The sequence below is a fragment of the Ornithinimicrobium jinqii genome (genome assembly GCF_045032595.1).
In the GTDB taxonomy this organism is placed as follows: Bacteria; Actinomycetota; Actinomycetes; order Actinomycetales; family Dermatophilaceae; genus Ornithinicoccus.
Window position 1 is genome coordinate 61,310 of record NZ_JBJFZS010000019.1, and the last position, 17,153, is coordinate 78,462.

At 73.7% G+C, this 17,153-nt stretch carries 17 protein-coding genes; 5 read left to right on the top strand and 12 right to left on the bottom strand.

Annotated elements, in window-relative coordinates; translation table 11 throughout:
• Positions 1 to 112 precede the first annotated feature (112 nt).
• Entirely contained in the window at positions 113 to 472 is a 360-nt protein-coding gene (locus ACI3ET_RS09130) for a hypothetical protein (protein WP_405032710.1), read from the bottom strand.
• Positions 473 to 557: 85 nt separating this feature from the next.
• Here ACI3ET_RS09130 and ppk2 point away from each other — a divergent pair, with 85 nt between their 5' ends.
• From ppk2 to ACI3ET_RS09150, 4 genes are read left to right on the top strand one after another with little or no spacing between them, the layout of a single operon-like run.
• Positions 558 to 1,427, top strand: coding sequence for a polyphosphate kinase 2 (gene ppk2, locus ACI3ET_RS09135; RefSeq protein ID WP_405032711.1), 870 nt, complete (start codon positions 558 to 560; stop codon positions 1,425 to 1,427).
• Positions 1,428 to 1,467: 40 nt separating this feature from the next.
• Positions 1,468 to 2,235 (top strand): LamB/YcsF family protein, encoded by a 768-nt coding sequence (locus tag ACI3ET_RS09140; RefSeq protein WP_405032712.1) that lies wholly within the window; start codon positions 1,468 to 1,470, stop codon positions 2,233 to 2,235.
• Between the two features lie 4 nt (positions 2,236 to 2,239).
• A complete protein-coding gene (locus ACI3ET_RS09145; RefSeq protein ID WP_405032713.1) occupies positions 2,240 to 2,845 on the top strand; it encodes a 5-oxoprolinase subunit B family protein in 606 nt (201 codons plus the stop codon).
• A complete protein-coding gene (locus tag ACI3ET_RS09150) occupies positions 2,842 to 3,702 on the top strand; it encodes a 5-oxoprolinase subunit C family protein (RefSeq protein WP_405032714.1) in 861 nt (286 codons plus the stop codon). The genes ACI3ET_RS09145 and ACI3ET_RS09150 overlap by 4 nt, the downstream gene beginning before the upstream one ends.
• A gap of 131 nt (positions 3,703 to 3,833) precedes the next feature.
• Here ACI3ET_RS09150 and ACI3ET_RS09155 read toward each other — a convergent pair whose 3' ends face one another.
• The 9 genes from ACI3ET_RS09155 to ACI3ET_RS09195 all read right to left on the bottom strand — a co-directional run bounded on the left by ACI3ET_RS09155 (position 3,834) and on the right by ACI3ET_RS09195 (position 13,577).
• Positions 3,834 to 6,662, bottom strand: a complete 2,829-nt coding sequence (locus tag ACI3ET_RS09155; RefSeq protein ID WP_405032715.1) for an aconitate hydratase — start codon at positions 6,660 to 6,662, stop codon at positions 3,834 to 3,836.
• A 133-nt stretch (positions 6,663 to 6,795) separates the two neighbouring features.
• On the bottom strand, positions 6,796 to 8,097 hold the full coding sequence (locus ACI3ET_RS09160; RefSeq protein WP_405032716.1) for a class I SAM-dependent RNA methyltransferase: 1,302 nt from the start codon (positions 8,095 to 8,097) through the stop codon (positions 6,796 to 6,798).
• Positions 8,094 to 8,876 carry a DUF3159 domain-containing protein gene (locus ACI3ET_RS09165; RefSeq protein WP_405032717.1) on the bottom strand — a complete coding sequence of 261 codons (783 nt, stop codon included), beginning with the start codon at positions 8,874 to 8,876 and terminating at the stop codon, positions 8,094 to 8,096. The genes ACI3ET_RS09160 and ACI3ET_RS09165 overlap by 4 nt, the downstream gene beginning before the upstream one ends.
• The gene (locus ACI3ET_RS09170; protein WP_405032718.1) at positions 8,873 to 9,775 is read right to left on the bottom strand and encodes a DUF3710 domain-containing protein; all 903 of its coding nucleotides are present in this window, start codon (positions 9,773 to 9,775) and stop codon (positions 8,873 to 8,875) included. Before ACI3ET_RS09170 ends, ACI3ET_RS09165 begins: the two co-directional genes overlap by 4 nt.
• Before the next feature lie 7 nt (positions 9,776 to 9,782).
• Positions 9,783 to 10,292: a dUTP diphosphatase gene (dut, locus tag ACI3ET_RS09175; protein ID WP_405032719.1), complete on the bottom strand. Its 510-nt coding sequence runs from the start codon at positions 10,290 to 10,292 to the stop codon at positions 9,783 to 9,785.
• A 22-nt stretch (positions 10,293 to 10,314) separates the two neighbouring features.
• Complete coding sequence (locus tag ACI3ET_RS09180; RefSeq protein ID WP_405032720.1) at positions 10,315 to 10,614, bottom strand: DUF4193 domain-containing protein; 300 nt, start codon at positions 10,612 to 10,614, stop codon at positions 10,315 to 10,317.
• A 152-nt stretch (positions 10,615 to 10,766) separates the two neighbouring features.
• Entirely contained in the window at positions 10,767 to 11,654 is an 888-nt protein-coding gene (locus ACI3ET_RS09185; RefSeq protein WP_405032721.1) for an inositol monophosphatase family protein, read from the bottom strand.
• A gap of 1 nt (position 11,655) precedes the next feature.
• Positions 11,656 to 12,909 carry a ferrochelatase gene (locus ACI3ET_RS09190; RefSeq protein ID WP_405032722.1) on the bottom strand — a complete coding sequence of 418 codons (1,254 nt, stop codon included), beginning with the start codon at positions 12,907 to 12,909 and terminating at the stop codon, positions 11,656 to 11,658.
• Positions 12,906 to 13,577 (bottom strand): trimeric intracellular cation channel family protein, encoded by a 672-nt coding sequence (locus ACI3ET_RS09195; RefSeq protein ID WP_405032723.1) that lies wholly within the window; start codon positions 13,575 to 13,577, stop codon positions 12,906 to 12,908. The genes ACI3ET_RS09190 and ACI3ET_RS09195 overlap by 4 nt, the downstream gene beginning before the upstream one ends.
• 83 nt (positions 13,578 to 13,660) lie before the next feature.
• On the opposite strand from ACI3ET_RS09195, the gene sepH reads away from it, so the two are divergent.
• Positions 13,661 to 15,112 (top strand): septation protein SepH, encoded by a 1,452-nt coding sequence (gene sepH / locus ACI3ET_RS09200; RefSeq protein WP_405032724.1) that lies wholly within the window; start codon positions 13,661 to 13,663, stop codon positions 15,110 to 15,112.
• A gap of 78 nt (positions 15,113 to 15,190) precedes the next feature.
• On the opposite strand, the gene ACI3ET_RS09205 is transcribed toward sepH, so the two are convergent.
• Both ACI3ET_RS09205 and ACI3ET_RS09210 read right to left on the bottom strand, forming a co-directional pair.
• The gene (locus ACI3ET_RS09205; protein ID WP_405032725.1) at positions 15,191 to 15,892 is read right to left on the bottom strand and encodes a thymidine kinase; all 702 of its coding nucleotides are present in this window, start codon (positions 15,890 to 15,892) and stop codon (positions 15,191 to 15,193) included.
• A gap of 136 nt (positions 15,893 to 16,028) precedes the next feature.
• A complete protein-coding gene (locus tag ACI3ET_RS09210; protein ID WP_405032726.1) occupies positions 16,029 to 17,150 on the bottom strand; it encodes an alkaline phosphatase family protein in 1,122 nt (373 codons plus the stop codon).
• Positions 17,151 to 17,153: the final 3 nt, after the last annotated feature.

Consider the following 17,153-nt stretch of genomic DNA (forward strand, 5'->3'; position numbering starts at 1 on the left):
TGCTCGGTTTCCTTCGGTCGTCGCAGGCCGCGGCGTCGGCGATAACCCGGTCAGTGTACGCACCGGCGCCTGGGCGGACGCTGCGGACGCTGTCGACGGGTCGGGGCGCCGGTCACCGCATCGGGGCACGCAGCCGCAACGCCTCCAGCAGGAGCCCGGCCGCCCGGTGGGCGGCCCGCAGCCGCAGGCCCTCGCGCGCCAGCGCGTCGAGCACGTCCCCGATGCTGCCGGGCGGCAGCAGCGGTCCGAGCTCGGGCCGCACGTCCCGCCACGCCCCCCGCATGGCCTCGAGCTGGGCCTCCAGGTGCCGGGTCGCCACCCAGGCGAGCGCGGCCGGGTGCTTGCGCCAGGCCCGGTAGGCCCGGTAGTCGGCCGGGCACTGGTCGAGCAGCCAGGACACGGCAGCCTCCTCCCAGCCGGGGACCCCGGCGGGAGGCACCCGGTCCGGCCAGCCCGGCGGTCCGCTCGACATACGAACAAGTGTACGACTCCGCACCGACGGGCGGGTGCGGCAGCGATCCGGGCGCTACGACATACCGTCGTGGCACCATGGACCCATGGCGAGCAGCGGGAAGTCCGACGAGAAGGTCGACAAGCTCGACCGCAAGGTCTACGAGGCCGAGCTGTTCCGGCTGCAGGGCGAGCTGGTGAAGATGCAGGAGTGGATCCGCGAGACGGGCAACCGGGTCGTGGTCGTCTTCGAGGGCAGGGACGCGGCGGGCAAGGGCGGCGCGATCAAGCGCGTCACCGAGTACCTCTCCCCCCGGCAGGCGCAGATCGTGGCGCTGCCGACCCCGACGGAGCGGCAGAAGACGCAGTGGTTCTTCCAACGCTACGTCGAGCACCTGCCGGCAGCGGGCGAGATCCGGCTGTTCGACCGCTCCTGGTACAACCGCGCCGGCGTCGAGCGGGTCATGGGCTACTGCACCCCGGACGAGCACCGTCGCTTCCTGCGCCAGTGCCCGATCTTCGAGCGGATGCTCGTCGAGGACGGGATCCTGCTGCGCAAGTACTGGTTCTCGGTCTCCGACGCCGAGCAGGAACGTCGCTTCCGCTCCCGGCTCGGCGACCCGATGCGGCGCTGGAAGCTCTCCGGCACCGACCTGGAGAGCCTGACCCGCTGGGAGGACTACAGCCGGGCCAAGGACGACATGTTCGTCCACACCGACACCCCAGAGGCCCGCTGGAACGTCGTCGAGAGCGACGACAAGCGCTCCGCGCGGATCAACATGATCGCCCACCTGCTGGACTCGGTGCCCTACACCGAGGTCGAGCTGCCCACGCTCGCGATGCCCGACCGGCCCGCCTCCACCGGGTACCAGCGCACCGACCGGTCGCTGCAGCAGGAGGTGCCGGACCACGCGGCCGAGGTGGGGCGGGCCCACGGACGGCCGGTCGAGCGCCGGTCGCGCGAGGACATGGCCTGAGCCGGTCGCGGACCGTGACCACCGGCGAAGGAGGCCCGACATGAGGACCGTCGACATCAACTCCGACCTCGGCGAGGGGCACGGGAGCTGGCGCATGGGCGACGACCTGGCCCTGCTCGGGGTGGTGACCAGCGCCAACGTCGCCTGCGGCTTCCACGCCGGTGACCCCTCGATCATGCGCGACGTCTCGGCGCGCGCGGTGGCCAACGGGGTGGCCATCGGTGCGCACGTCTCCTACCGCGACCTCACGGGGTTCGGCCGTCGCTTCATGGACGTGGACGCGGCGACCCTGCAGGACGAGGTGACCTACCAGATCAGCGCCCTCGTCGGGTTCGCCCGGCTGGCCGGTGGCACGGTCTCCTACGTCAAGCCGCACGGGGGTCTCTACAACGCGATCGTGACGCACGAGGACCAGGCCGGCGCGGTGGTGGCGGCGGTGGCGGCGTTCGACGTCTCGCTCGTCCTGATGGGGCTGCCCGGGTCGGTGGTGATGCGCCTGGCCGAGGAGGCCGGGCTGCGCACCGCGCACGAGGCGTTCGCCGACCGCGCCTACACGCCCGAGGGCCACCTGGTCCCCCGCCGCAACCCGGGGTCGGTGCTGCACGACCCCGAGGAGATCTCCCGGCGGTGCGTCGCGATGGCCACCGGCGCACCGATCGCGGACGTCAACGGTGACCCCCTCGTGCTGCGACCCGACTCGATCTGCGTCCACGGCGACACCCCGGGCGCCGTGCACATCGCGCGCAGCGTCCGGTCCGCCCTCGAGGGTGCCGGCGTCGGGATCGCGCCCTTCGTGCCGGCGGGCTGAGCGGATGCGGATCCTGCCCAGCGGCAGCCGGGGCCTGCTCCTGGAGCTCGACTCCCTGCAGGAGGTGCTCGAGATGTATGCGGCCCTCGTGGACGAGGACCTGCCCGTGCTCGACCTGGTCCCTGCGGGGCGCACCATCCTCGTCGTCGGGGACCGGACCACGGAGCTGGGCGAGCTGGCGACCAGGGTGGCCCGGGTCGAGCCCGGCGAGCACCGCCGCTCCGGGGCGGCGCCCGTCACGGTCCCGGTGCGCTACGACGGTGAGGACCTGGCCGACGCCGCCAGGCTGCTGGAGCTTCCCGTCGACGAGCTCGTCCGGCGCCACCGCGAGGAGGAGTGGACGGTGGCGTTCTGCGGGTTCGCCCCCGGGTTCGGCTACCTGACGGGTGCGCGCTTCCGCTGGCACGTCCCCCGCCGTCCGAGCCCCCGGACCAGGGTCCCGGCCGGGGCGCTGGCGCTCGCCGGGGAGTTCACCGGGGTCTACCCCCGGGAGTCGCCGGGCGGCTGGCAGCTCATCGGCCACGCGCTCGTCGACGTGTTCGACCTCGGCCGCGACCCCGCGTCGCTGCTGGCGCCGGGGGCCCGGGTGCAGTTCGTGGAGGCAGGGTGACGACGTGGGCGGTGGCCCTGACGGTGCACGAGACCGGGGTGCTGTCCACCGTGCAGGACTTCGGTCGCCACGGGCACGCAGCGCTCGGCGTGGGCCGGTCCGGCGCCTGCGACCGCGGCGCCCACCGCCTGGCCAACGCCCTGGTCGGCAACCACCCGACCCTGGCCACCCTGGAGGTGACCCTCGGCGGCCTCTCCCTCGAGGCCAGCCGCGACGTGGTCGTGGTGACGACCGGGGCACGCTGCCCCGGCGCGCCCCACCTGGCGCCGTTCCGCCTCGCTGCGGGCGAGCGGCTCACGCTGGGGGTGCCCGCCGCCGGGCTGCGCACCTACCTCGCCGTCCGGGGCGGCATCGACGTCGAGCCGGTGCTGGGCAGCCGGGCGACCGACGTGCTGTCCGGGCTCGGCCCGAAGGTGCTGGAGCCGGGCGACGTGCTGCCGGTCGGCACCACCCACCGCCCGGTACCGGGTGTCGACGTGGCCCCGGTCCCCGAGCCCTCCGACCGGCTGGTGGAGGTGACCGTGACCCCTGGACCGCGCCGCGACTGGTTCGACGACGACGCCTGGTCGCTGCTGACCTCGCAGACCTACACCGTGGACAGCCGGTCCGACCGGGTCGGGGTGCGCCTGGAGGGGCATCCCCTCCGGCGACGTCGCCAGGGTGAGCTCGTCAGCGAGGGCCTGCTCAGGGGGGCCCTCCAGGTCCCGCCCTCGGGGCGGCCCGTCCTCTTCCTGGCCGACCACCCGGTGACCGGTGGCTACCCGGTGATCGCCTACGTCGACGACCTCGACGTGGACCGCTGCGCCCAGCTCCGTCCCGGCCAGCACCTGCGTCTCACGGGCGCCGTCCGGCGCTGAGCGAGCGGCTCCCGGCTCAGGAGAAGCCGTGGCGGGACAACGGCCCCGCGAGCTCCCGCTCCTCGGGACGGCCGGGACGACGACGCCCCGCCGACACCGGGTCGGCGGGGCGTCGTGCGGAGACGCGCTCGTCAGGCGCTGACGAGGGAGCGCAGCACGTACTGCAGGATGCCGTCGTTGCGGTAGTACTCCGCCTCGCCGGGGGTGTCGATCCGCAGGACCGCCTCGACCTCCACGCTCGAGCCGTCGTCCGTGGTCGCGGTGACGGTGACGGTCTTGGGCGTGGTGCCCTCGTTGAGCTCGGTCACCCCGGAGATCGCGAAGGTCTCCGTGCCGTCCAGGCCCAGGGACTCCGCGTTCTGGCCGGCGGGGTACTGCAGGGGCAGCACGCCCATCCCGATCAGGTTGGAGCGGTGGATCCGCTCGTAGGACTCGGCGAGCACGGCCTTGACGCCCAGCAGGCGGGTGCCTTTGGCGGCCCAGTCGCGCGAGGAGCCGGAGCCGTACTCCTTGCCCGCCAGGATGACCAGCGGCGTCCCGGCGGAGGCGTAGCTCTGCGCCGCGTCGTAGATCGTCGACTGCTCGCCACCCGCGGTGAAGTCACGGGTGAACCCGCCCTCGACGCCGTCGAGCAGCTGGTTCTTCAGGCGGATGTTGGCGAACGTGCCGCGGATCATGACCTCGTGGTTGCCACGGCGCGAGCCGTAGGAGTTGAAGTCCCTGCGCTCGATGCCGTGCTCGGCGAGGTACGTCCCCGCGGGGCTGTCGGCCTTGATCGAGCCGGCGGGGCTGATGTGGTCGGTGGTGACCGAGTCGCCCAGCTTCGCGAGCACCCGCGCGCCGGTGATGTCCTGCACCGGAGCCGGCTGCTGCTGCATACCCTCGAAGTAGGGGGGCTTGCGCACGTAGGTGGACTCCGGGGCCCAGGCGAAGGTGTCCCCCTCGGGGGTCGACAGCGACTGCCACCGCTCGTCCCCGGCGAAGACGTCGGCGTAGTCCTGCGTGAACATCTCCCTGCTGATCGAGGAGGCGATGGTCGCCTCGACGTCCTCGGAGGTGGGCCAGATGTCCTTGAGGTAGACGTCCTGGCCGTCCGGGCCCTGGCCCAGCGGCTGGTTCTCGAAGTCGAAGTCCATCGTGCCCGCGAGGGCGTAGGCGATGACCAGCGGCGGTGAGGCCAGGTAGTTCATCTTCACGTCGGGGTTGATGCGGCCCTCGAAGTTGCGGTTGCCCGAGAGCACCGAGACGACCGACAGGTCGTTCTCGTTCACCGCGGCCGACACCTCGTCGATGATCGGGCCGGAGTTGCCGATGCAGGTCGTGCAGCCGTAGCCGACCAGGTGGAACCCGAGCGCCTCGAGGTAGGGCCACATCTGCGCCTTGTCGAAGTAGCCGGTGACGACCTTGGAGCCCGGGGCCATCGAGGTCTTCACCCACGGAGGCACCGTCAGCCCCTTCTCGACCGCGTTCTTGGCCAGCATCGCCGAGGCCATCATCACCGAGGGGTTGGAGGTGTTGGTGCACGAGGTGATGGACGCGATCGCGACGTGGCCGTGGTCGATCTCCACCTGCTCGCCGTCGATGGTGACCGGGGTGGGCCGGCTGGCGCGCTGCGAGCCCGCCGCCGCCGGCGTGCTGTGGTGCGGATGACCGTTGCCGTGGTCGTCGTCGCGGGCGTCGTGCGAGGGCGCGTCGGACGCCGGGAAGGTGCTCTCCAGCTCGCGGTCGACGTCGCTCTCCACCACGTCGCCGCCGTTGACGACGTAGTTGAGGAGGTCGGAGCGGAACTGCTCCTTGGACCCCGAGAGGGAGATGCGGTCCTGCGGACGCTTCGGGCCGGCGATCGAGGGCACGACGGTCGACAGGTCGAGCTCGAGGCGCTCGCTGTAGCGGGCCTCGGCGTTGCCGGACGGCTCCAGCCACATGCCCTGCTCGCGGGCGTAGGCCTCCACGAGGGCGACCTGCTCGTCCGAGCGGCCGGTGAGACGCAGGTAGTCCAGGGTCACCTCGTCGATCGGGAAGATCGCGCAGGTCGAGCCGAACTCCGGGCTCATGTTGCCGATGGTGGCGCGGTTGGCAAGCGGCACCCGGGCGACACCGTCCCCGTAGAACTCCACGAACTTGCCCACCACGCCGTGCTCGCGCAGCATCTCGGTGATCGTGAGCACGACGTCTGTCGCGGTCGCGCCCGCCGGCACGGCACCCGTGAGCTTGAAGCCGACCACGCGCGGGATGAGCATCGAGACGGGCTGGCCGAGCATCGCGGCCTCGGCCTCGATGCCGCCCACGCCCCAGCCGAGCACGCCCATGCCGTTGACCATCGTGGTGTGGGAGTCGGTGCCCACGCAGGTGTCGGGGTAGGCCTGGACGACACCGTCCACCTCCCGGGTCATGACCGTGCGCGCGAGGTGCTCGATGTTGACCTGGTGCACGATGCCGGTGCCCGGCGGCACGACCTTGAAGTCCTCGAAGGCCGTCTGTCCCCAGCGCAGGAACTGGTAGCGCTCCTCGTTGCGCTCGTACTCGATCTCGACGTTGCGCTCGAAGGCGTCGGCGCGCCCGAAGACGTCGATGATCACCGAGTGGTCGATGACCAGCTCGGCGGGAGCCAGCGGGTTGATCTTCGTCGGGTCGCCCCCCAGGTCGACCATCGCCTCCCGCATGGTGGCCAGGTCGACGATGCACGGGACCCCGGTGAAGTCCTGCATGATCACGCGCGCGGGGGTGAACTGGATCTCGGTGTCCGGCTCGGCGTTCTCGTCCCACCGCGCGAGGGCGGTGATGTGGTCGGCCGTGATGTTGGCGCCGTCCTCGGTGCGGAGCAGGTTCTCCAGCAGCACCTTGAGAGAGTAGGGCAGGTTCTGCGCACCCTCGAGGCCGGTGATGCGGTAGATCTCGTAGGCGTTCTCACCTACCTGCAGCGTGCCCTTGGCACCAAAGCTGTCGGGGTTCGTGCTCACGTCTCGCTCCTTCGCTCGCCTGCTATTTATCTTGACGTCAAGATATCCCACGCCGGGCACCGGTGCCAACCCGGGACGCCCACGCTCGGTGCCATCCTGCCGCATACCCGTCGGGACGGGCGGGGCGCGTGCGTCAGGCCGGCAGGAGCAGGGCCAGGCACTCGACGTGATGGGTCATCGGGAAGGCGTCGAGCACGCGCAGGGCCGCGAGCTCCAGACCGCACTCCCGCGCGATCGCCACGTCGCGGGCCAGGGCGGCAGGGTCGCACGCGACGTAGACCACCGCGCGCGGACCGAGCTGCGCGAGCGCCTCGACGACAGCCCTGCCCGCCCCGGTGCGCGGCGGGTCGAGCACGACGACGTCGGCCCGCTCGTCGCTCGCGAGCAGGTCCGTCAACGCCCACTCCGTCGGCGCCGCCAGCGAGGAGGCCCACGGCCAGGGCTCCAGGTGCCCGGCCGCGGAGGCCGCCGCCTCGCGGTCCGCCTCGACCGCCAGCACGGCGCCCGTCGGTCCGACCCGTTCGGCGAGCGGCACGGCGAACAGGCCCACGCCGGCGTAGAGGTCGAGGGCCCGCTCCCCTGGCTGCGGGTCGAGCCAGGTCAGCACCTGGTCGGTGAAGGTGGTCGCCGCGCCCGGGTGCACCTGCCAGAAGCTGCGGGCGGACAGCACGAACTCGTGGTCCCCCACGCGCTCGGTCACGGTCGGGACCGGGCCGAGGGGGACGGGCGAATCGCGGGTCGCACGACGACGTCGGCCGCCGCTCGCCGGGGCGTGGCCTCCCCGTCGCGGTGCGGGCGGCGCGAGCGGCACCAGGACCGGCGCACCGACCGAGGGCGCCACCACGTCGACCGCGACGACCGTCCGCGGCAGCTGACCACGGGACGGGTCGGTGTCGAAGACCCCCGAGCGCACGACGCCCGGGTGGGCGATGAGGCAGTCGTCGACCGGCACGACCTCGTGGGAGCGGTGGGCCCGCAGACCCGGACGGCCGCCCCGCAGGGCGAGCTCGACGCGGGTGCGCCACCGCAGGCCCTGCTGGTCTCCGGGCACCGCCTCGCAGACGACCGGGCCGACGTGCTCCTCCACGTCGAGCCTCGCCAGACGGGTGAACTGCTCGACGACGACCCGGGCCTTGAGGCGGCGCTGCTCCTCCAGCGTGGCGTGCTGCCAGTCGCAGCCACCGCAGCGTCCGGGACCGGCGTAGGGGCACGGCGGCTCGACACGCTCGGGTGAGGCGGTCAGGACCTCCACGGCGTCGGCCCGCACGAACCTGGCGCCGGAGCCGACCTCGGTCACCCGCACCGCGACGACCTCGCCGGGCAGCGTGTGCCGCACGAACAGCACCTGTCCCTCGTGCCGCGCCACGCAGTGCCCCCCGTGCGCCACGTCCCCGACCGTGACGGTGACGACGTCGCCGACCTGCAGCCCGGTCACGGGCGCACCTCCGGCGGTGTGCTGTCCCTGTGGGCCGGGTCGCTCGGGTCCGTCGGGTCGCTCGGGTCGCTCGCGTCCGGGGTGTGCGGTGTGTGCCCGGTGGCGAGGAGGAACCCCATCACCACCACGGCCAGCAGGTAGGCGGGCCAGCCCAGCGCGATCTTGGCCACGCCGAGCAGGGCGACGTTGCCGGCGAGGTAGAGGGGAAGCATGACCGCCACCCGGAGGACGAACAGCGCCGCCAGCACCCAGGTGAGACGGGAGGCGACGCGGACCAGGCCGCGGTCCCGGCGCCAGGCCGTGGGTGACTCGGCGAAGTCGGGGTCGCCCACGCCGACGATGAAACCGACGAGGGGCCAGCGGAGCAGGATCGAGGCGAGCGCCCCGACGGCGTAGGCGCCGCTGATCATGATGCCGGGGAGGAAGGCGTCCTCGGCCTCCCCGGAGCGCAGCGCGAAGAAGGCCGCCAGGGCGGTGGCGAAGACGGCCGAGGCGAGGAAGCGGTAGGACCCGCCCGTGAGCAGGCGGAAGACGGCGAGGAGCACGAGCACCCCGGCCGCGGCATACACCGCGGTGCGCACGTCGTCGACGAGCAGCCAGGTGGCGACGAAGGCGACCGTGGGCAGCGCCGTCTCCAGCGAGCCGTACCAGCCCCCGAGTGCGTCGCTGATCCGCCGGCGGATGACGTGCTCGACCGTCTCCACCGCGGTGCCGTGCGGCGCCGTCCCGGAGCCGGTGCCCGGGGTGGTGCCGGCGACAGGTCGGGGAGCCTCGTTCACGTGAACTCGGGTCGGGTCGGGGCCGCCGGTGCGTCGGTGGGCGCAGGCTCGGTCCGGTGCCGGCCGCGCTCGGGGTCCTGGTCCCGCCCGTCAGGACCGCCACCGGGGGTGATGCCGACCACGCCGGCCGCGGACGGCTTCTGGAGCACGGGCGCCTGGGCGGCGGCGCGCTCGACGGCCTGCTTCTGGGCGGCGGCGCGGCGGGCCTGCGCCTGCTTCGCCGCGGCCTCCAGCACCCCGGCGGGTGCCGTGAGGTCGAGCAGCTCGCGGGGCGGGCGCGGCTCCTCGCCGCGCTTCACCACGATCTGGCGCACGAACGCCAGGATGGGGCGCAGCTGGCCCTCGTCGGTGGCTGCGGGCCCGTTGACGACGGCCCGCAGGAACCAGCGCGGGCCGTCGACGCCGAGGAAGCGCGCGGGCTGGAAGGCCACACCGCCGTCCGGGGCACGCCCGGGCATGCGGGCGCGCAGCTCCTTGCCCATCACCCCGTCGACGACCTCGGCCGCACCGCCGGCGTCGACCAGCCCGCGGGCGATCTCGGGGCGCAGCTCGTCCCAGAGACTCAGGGTGCGGGGCGCGGCGAAGACCTGGATCTGCAGCTGCGAGGCGCCGAACCCGAGCGTGGCGCCGACGACCTTGTTGGCTCCCTGGTCGAGGTCGAGGCGCATCTGCATGCCCTGGACGGTGGGCAGCCGCAGCGCGCCGAGGTCGAGACGACCGTCGAGCTCCCGCCACTCGCTGACGTCGTAGGGTCCGTCGCCGGCGCGGTCCCAGGGGCGGTCGACGCCCGGCTCGCCGGCGGCGGGCTCCGGCCGGACCACCGTGTCCGGGTTCTCGTCCTGGGCGAGCAGCTCCTCGTCGGAGGGTCGGCTGCTCCTGCTACGGCCAAACAGTGCCACGTGCGGGTCAGTCCTTCGGGTCGGAGTCGGGTGCCGGGCGGAGAGGCGCTGCGGCGTGCTGGCCGGTGTGGCCGTGCCCACCCTCTCCCCGCTCGGAGGCGGGCAGCTCCTCGACCACCTCGAAGACCGGTGTGGACACGCGCTGCACCACCAGCTGGGCGATGCGCTCGCCCCGCGAGAGGCTGAACGTCTCCTGCGGGTCGGTGTTGATGAGGTTGACGAGGATCTCCCCACGGTATCCCGCGTCGACGGTGCCCGGAGCGTTGAGGACCGACACCCCGTGCCGGGCCGCGAGGCCGGAGCGGGGGTGGACGAACGCTGCATACCCCTGCGGGAGGGCGATCGCGACGCCGGTCGGCACCAGCGCCCGCTCACCCGGCGCGAGGGTGAGCCCGTCGCGGGCGTGCAGGTCCACGCCCGCGTCCCCCGCACGGGCCTGCCGGGGCACGGGCAGCCCGTCGTCCAGCCGCCGCAGCGCCACCGGGACCGCGTCGACGTGGCCGTCGTGGAGGGTCATCGTCAGGCCCGGAGGGCCGGCGTCAGGCCGCGCACTCGGAGCAGACCGGCAGGCCGCCGACCTCCTTGGCGAGCTGGCTGCGGTGGTGCACGAGGAAGCAGCGCGAGCAGGTGAACTCGTCGGACTGACGGGGCAGCACGTGCACCGACAGCTCCACGTTGGACAGGTCCGCCCCGGGGAGCTCGAAGCCCTCCGCCTGCTCGGTCTCGTCGACGTCGACACTGCCCGAGGCCTTGTCGTTGCGCCGTGCCTTCAGCTCCTCGATCGAGTCCTCGCTGAGCTCGTCGTCGGTCTTGCGTGGGGCGTCGTAGTCGGTCGCCATTACCCATCCTCCTCAAGGTCCAGCGCGATGTCGTCTAGCGGTGCAGAACGCGCGTGACCCCCGTTTTGTGCCCGGGCGCTCGCAGCACTGGGCTCGCGACCGCTGTCGGGCGGATTGTGCCCTATCGGGGAGGGTCGGCGCGAACCGGGTGGTCAGGGACTCCGGTCGGCTCCACGGACGAGAGCCCGCAGCTCGCGCAGCAGGACCTGGTGGCCCGCCGGACCGGCCGCCACCACCATCTCCCCGGAGGGGCCGCTGCCCTCGGCGAGGCCGGTCACGGACCCGCCGGCCTCGGTGACGAGGAGCATCCCGGCCGCGACGTCCCACGGCTTGGTGCACCGCTCGAAGTAGCCGTCGACCCGTCCCGCCGCGACGTGGCACAGATCGAGGGCCGCGGCCCCCATCCGCCGGACGTCGCGGACGCGCGGCAGCAGGTCGGCGACGACCGCGGCCTGGCCGACCCGCACCTGCCGGTCGTAGGCGAAGCCCGTCGCCAGCAGCATCCCACCCAGCTCCGACACGCCACTGGTCCGCAGCGGGCCGCGCCGTCGACCGTCGGTCACCACCCAGGCTCCCCCGCCGGCCCGGGCGTGGAACACCTCACGGGTGCGCGGGCAGACCACCGCGCCGGCCACCGTCGCCCACCGGCCGGGCGTCGTGGGGTCCCCCACGACCACCGCGACCGACACGGCATACGCCGGGAGGTCGTAGAGGTAGTTGACGGTCCCGTCGATCGGGTCGAGCACCCAGGTCAGACCGGAGCGGCCCAGCACGGCGGAGCCCTCCTCGCCGAGGACTCCGTCGTCGGGGCGAGCAGCGGCGATGCGGGACCGGAGCAGCGTCTCGCACCGGGTGTCCATGATGGTCACCACGTCCAGGTCCGAGGACTTGGTGTGCTCGACGCCGAGGCCGTCCGGTCGCTCGTCGCGGACCATGTCCCCGGCCTCGGTCGCGAGCTCCACGGCGAGCTGCTCGAGCGCGACCCGCTCGGCCTGGGGGATCCCCAGCGGGTCCACCGGCAGGGTGCTCCGGGGCTCCACCTCAGTCCGACCCGCAGGCGGCCGGCTTCGCGGTCCGCAGGTTGGGGCAGCAGCCGGGGAGGCACACCGACGGCCGCGGCTCGGAGCCCGGCCAGGTGGGGTGGTCGACGTCCTCGCCGCGGGCCTCGGCGGCCCGCTCGAGCACCAGGTCGACCAGGCCCATGACGAACTCGGTGTCGGTCCCGACGGTCGGCACGCGCTCCAGCTCGATCCCGTGCTCCTGGGCGGTCTCGACCGCCTCGGTGTCGAGGTCGAAGACGACCTCCATGTGGTCGGAGACGAAGCCGATCGGGGCGAGCACGACGTGCCGCACGCCCCGCGCCGCCAGCGCCGCCAGGTGGTCGTTGACGTCCGGCTCGAGCCACGGCTGGGTGGGCGGGCCGGAGCGCGAGCAGTAGGTGAGGGCGTGCTCCAGCTCCACCCCGAGCGTCGCCGACGCCTCGGCGGTGACGGCCGCCGCGAGCTCGGCGTGCTGCCGGGAGTAGAGGTTGCCCTCGTCGTCCCCGGGGCCGCTCGTGTCGTCCATGGCGGTCGGCAGGGAGTGGGTGACGAACACGAGGTAGGGCGTGGTGCCGCTGCGCTCGGCGAGCACCCGGGTCGCCTCGGTCACCAGGCGGGTGTTGGTCCCGGAGAAGCCGGGGTGGTTCCAGTACTGCCGCACCTTGTCGACGCTGACCGCGCGACCCTCCGCCGCCAGCTCGTCGATCGCGCCGGCGATGTCTTCGCGGTACTGCCGGCAGGAGGAGTAGCACGAGTAGGCGCTGGTCGTGACCGCCAGCAGGCGGGTCATGCCCTCGTCGTGGGCCTGCCGGAGCGCTTCGGCGAGGAAGGGTTCGGAGTTGCGGTTGCCGAACAGGACGGGCAGCGCGATCTCGCGCCGGGTCAGCTCGGCCCGCAGCGCCTCGATGAGCGCGCGGTTCTGGTCGTTGATCGGGCTCCGGCCGCCGAAGTGGTGGTAGTGCTCGGCGACGGCCTCGAGACGCTCGTCGGGGATCCCACGGCCGGCGGTGACACGGCGCAGGAAGGGCATCACCTCCTCGGGGGCCTCCGGGCCGCCGAACGAGGTCAGCACGATCGCCTGGTAGGGCACGAGCCGGGTGTCGTCGTGAGTCGTCAGGTCCGCCTCGAGCTCGGCGACGACCTCGTCGTCCCCGGACTGCGCGGCGGGGAGGTCCGGGTCCGGGCGGCCGGGCGCGTCGGGGGCGGGCGAGGTGGGGGGTGTGGGCTCGGCCGGGTCGGCGGTCGGCTGGCTCATGGGCGGTCTCCTGCTTTCTGCGGGGTGGGCACGTGAAGGTCGAGGACGATGGCGGACACGCGGACGGCGATGACCCCGAGCACGGCGCCCCACACCACCAGCGAGGTCAGCGCGTCGAGGCGCTCGGCGACGACGACGGCGGTGGCGCCCAGCAGGGCGGGCACGGCATACACCTCGCGGCGGAGCACCTCGGGGACCTGGCCCACGAGGACGTCGCGCAGCATGCCGCCGCCGACGGCGGTCACGACGCCGACGACGACGCAGGCGAGGGCCGGGGCGTCCAGGGAGAGTGCCAGCATCGCGCCGGAGACCGAGAAGACGCCCAGGCCGACGGCGTCGAGGTACTTCACGGCGCGGGAGATCAGGCCGGTGCGCAGGCGTGCACGGGGGCGGGTGGGGTCGACGAGGACCGGGTGGGCGGCGAGCACCACGAGCCCGGCCGCGAGGGCGGTCACGACGAAGACGGGGTTGCTGATGCCGGCGGGAGGGGTCTGGCCGAGCAGCACGTCGCGCATGATTCCTCCGCCGAGGCCGGTGACCCAGGCCAGCACCGCGACGCCGAACAGGTCCAGCCGGGTGCGCAGGCCGACCAGCCCGCCGGAGATCGCGAAGGCGAAGATTCCGACCAGGTCGAGGGCGAGCCGGACGTCGGCGGGTGCGGTGAGCATGGCGGCCCCAGGCTATCCGTCCGGTCGCCCGGGCGGCGTGCCCTCCCCCGAGGAGGCGCTCGAGGATGGCACAGTGGTCAACCATGCAGCAGCTCCATTTCGACGAGCTCGACGAGGGCGGCCGTCTGGTCGTCGTCGCCGACGACGGGACGCGGTACGTCGTGGCGGTCGACGACCGTCTGCGCGCCGCCCTCCGTGCCCGGCCCCACGCACCCCGGCCCGACCGCGACGGCGGGGCCTCGGCCACGCCACGGGAGGTCCAGGCGATGATCCGCGCCGGGCAGACGGCCGAGGAGGTGGCCGAGGGCACCGGCTGGGAACTGGCGCGGGTGCGCCGGTTCGAGGGCCCCGTGCTGGCCGAGCGCGAGCACGTCGTCGGGCTGGCCCGGGCCGCGCACGTGCGGGCCAACGGCCGCACCGACGGCTCGCACACCCTGGAGCGACGCGTGCGCGAACGGCTGCAGAAGCGGGGCGTCACGCCCGCCGAGGTCAGCTGGGACGCCGCCCGGACCGAGCACCAGGGGCCGTGGACGGTGCTGGTGATCTTCAGCGCGGGCGGCAAGGAGCGGCGCGCCGCGTGGCACTACGACGTGGCCGACCGCTCGATCGACGCGCTGGACGACGAGGCCCGGTGGCTGAGCGAGGATGAGCAGGCACTGCCCGGCGGTCTCGCCGGCCACCCGCTCCTGGGGGCCAGCCACGCGGAGGACGAGACCGCGGACCTGATGGCGGCGATGCGCGAGCGGCGTCAGCGTCGGGGCCGCCGACCGCGGAAGGAGCCGGCCGGCTCCGGAGGGGGCGTGGCTACCGGACCTCTGGGAGAGGACGACCTCGCGGCCGGCCAGGGCGCCGCCGCGCCGCACGTGCCCGGCCAGGAGCCCTTCCCCGAGGAGCACCTGCCGTTCGAGGAGCTCGGCGAGCCCCCGGCCGCCCACCCCCGCGGCTCGGCCGCCGAGTCGCCCTCGCCCGTGCACCCCGTCGAGGTCGGCACGCTGCGTGAGGACGTGGGGTCGCACGAGGACCCGTCCTCCCCCGGGTCGTCCGAGCCGTCCGACCGCGGACCCTCGGCCCGGGAGTCAGAGCGACGACGTGAGCGTCGCCGCCTCCGGCTGCCCAAGCTGCCCGCACCGGTCGACGCTCCGGTGGAGGAGAAGGACGACGAGGTCATCTACGCGCGGACCGCCGACCCGTCGGAGGTGAGCTTCGAGGAGTTCTTCGGCACCGACGGTGAGCTGTTCGAGGACGAGGTCGACGACCTGGATCTCGAGGTCGACGACCCGGAGTCCCAGGACAGGGAGGAGCCCGAGCAGCTGGACGGCTCCGAGGGTGTGGATCAGCTGCAGGACGTGGAGGACGACGACGCGCCGGTGCCGTCCAGCCCCCAGACCTCGGCGCAGGCGCGCGCCACACCCGTGGAGGGGGCGGACGCCGCGGACCCGGCGGCTTCGGACGAGACCCCCCGGCGCAAGGGACGTACGAGCGTGCCCAGCTGGGACGACATCATGTTCGGCTCCGGGGACCGGCGGCGAGGCTGACCGGACAGCCGGGCTGACCGGCAGGCATCGGCCTGACGCTCCTCGCGTGGGCCCATGGCGTGGGCTCCTCGCGCCGTGTCAGCGGGGAGCGTCGTCCCCGGGTGACGGCGACGGCTGCGGCAACCCGCAGAGGTCGAAGGGCAGCACCTCCGGCGAGATCGCCTGGGCGTGTGCGGCCGAGGCGTTCATCCGTCGCATGTAGTGGCGGCGGCAGAGCATCTCGTACTCGACCGTGGGTGCCGCTCCGGCACCGGCCACGTCACCGACGACGACCTGCTCCCCCTCGACCACCATCACCCCGTCCACGACGCGCGCGTTGACGGTCGCCGCCTTGCCGCACCAGCACAGCGCCCGGACCTGCAGCTGCTCGGTGCGGTCCGCCAGCTCGATCAGTCGTCGCGAGCCGGGGAAGAGCTCGGTGCGGAAGTCGGCCGTGATGCCGAAGGCGAAGACGTCGACGCCCATCTCGTCGACCAGCCGGGCGAGCTGCTCGATCTGGACGGGGGTGTAGAACTGCGCCTCGTCGCAGACGAGGTAGTCGATGCGCCGCCCCCTGGTCTTGTGCTCGACGACGAAGTCCCAGAGGTCGAGGACGTCGGTCACCTCGAGCGCCGGCTTGCTCAGCCCGAGGCGGGAGGAGAGCACCGCCTCCCCGGAGCGGTCGTGCCGGGTGAACAGCAGGCCGGCGCGGCCCCGGGTGGAATGGGTGTGGTCCATCTGCAGCGCGAGGGTCGACTTCCCGCAGTCCATGGTCCCGGTGAAGAAGACGAGCTCAGCCACCGCCGCAGTCTACGTACGGCATCGCCCGCACCGGGAAGGGCGGTCGCGGACACGGCATACCGCGGGCCTGGTGGGGCGGCACCACGCTCCGGTGCGGCAGCAGGACACGTCCGGTGCGGCAACGGGACGCGACCGGTCAGGTGTGGTGGAGGAGCAGGGGGATGGCGGTCTCGGCGTCGGTGACGGACCCGTGGTGGCCGCGCAGGGCGAGGACCTGGGGTCGCAGCACGCGTGAGTCGAGGAGGGTGGCGGTGCCGAGCATCGCGGCGACGACCTCACCGACCCGCCGCTCGTGCCCCGGCAGGACCGCGCCGAACCACCCGGCGGCGACCGCCTCCTCGCGGGTGAGCACGAGGGCGTCCTCGCCCAGCTCCTCCTGCCAGGTGTCGACCACGTCGTCGATCGCCCCGGGCTGGCACCAGGCCTGCGGCACCCGCGGCTCGCCGGCGAGCAGCCGGACCCCCGCTCCGAGGTCCTCCTCGAGGGCGAGGTCGCGGCGCTGCGCCTCGGGCGCCTCGATCATGCCGTGGTCGGAGGTGACGACGACGACCGTGCCCTCCGGCGCGCGCCGGGCGAGCTCGGCGACGAAGGCGTCGACCTCCTCCACCGCGCTGCCCCACCCGAGCGTGCCGGGGCCGTGCACATGGCCGGCCTTGTCGACGGCGTCCCAGTAGGCGTAGACCAGCGCCCGGCCTTTCCGTCCGGCGCCGGCCAGTGCCCGCAGCACGCCCTCCACGCGTTCGGTCGGCGTCTCGGCCGCGCTGAAGGCACCGCCGCGCAGGGCGGCCCGCGTGAAGCCCGAGCCGCAGAAGAGGCCCCGGGAGACGGTGGTGACGGTGATGTCCTGGCGCCCGGCCTCCTGCAGGAGGGTGCGGTGCGGCTGGTACGTCGTGGGGTCCGGCCCGTCCTTCCAGGCGAGGTGGTTGAACAGCCGTTCGCCGTCGCGCAGGCCGGTCTGCCAGCCGACGATGCCGTGCTGGCCGGCGGGTAGGCCGGTGCCGAGGCTGCCCAGGCTGGTGGCGGTCGTGGAGGGGAAACCGCAGCGCGCGTCCGGCGAGAGCGAGCTGAGGGTCCGCAGGAAGGGCGCGTGGCCGCTGCCGCGGGAGAGCTGTCGGGAGCCGAGGCCGTCCACGAGGACCACCACGACCCGCCGCGTCTGCGGCAGGCTCCACGCCGCCTCGACCACCCCCTCCGGGACCGTTGCCCCGAGGGCGACGAGCGCTGCGGGCAGCACGGACGTCAGACCCTCCCCGGGCACGGG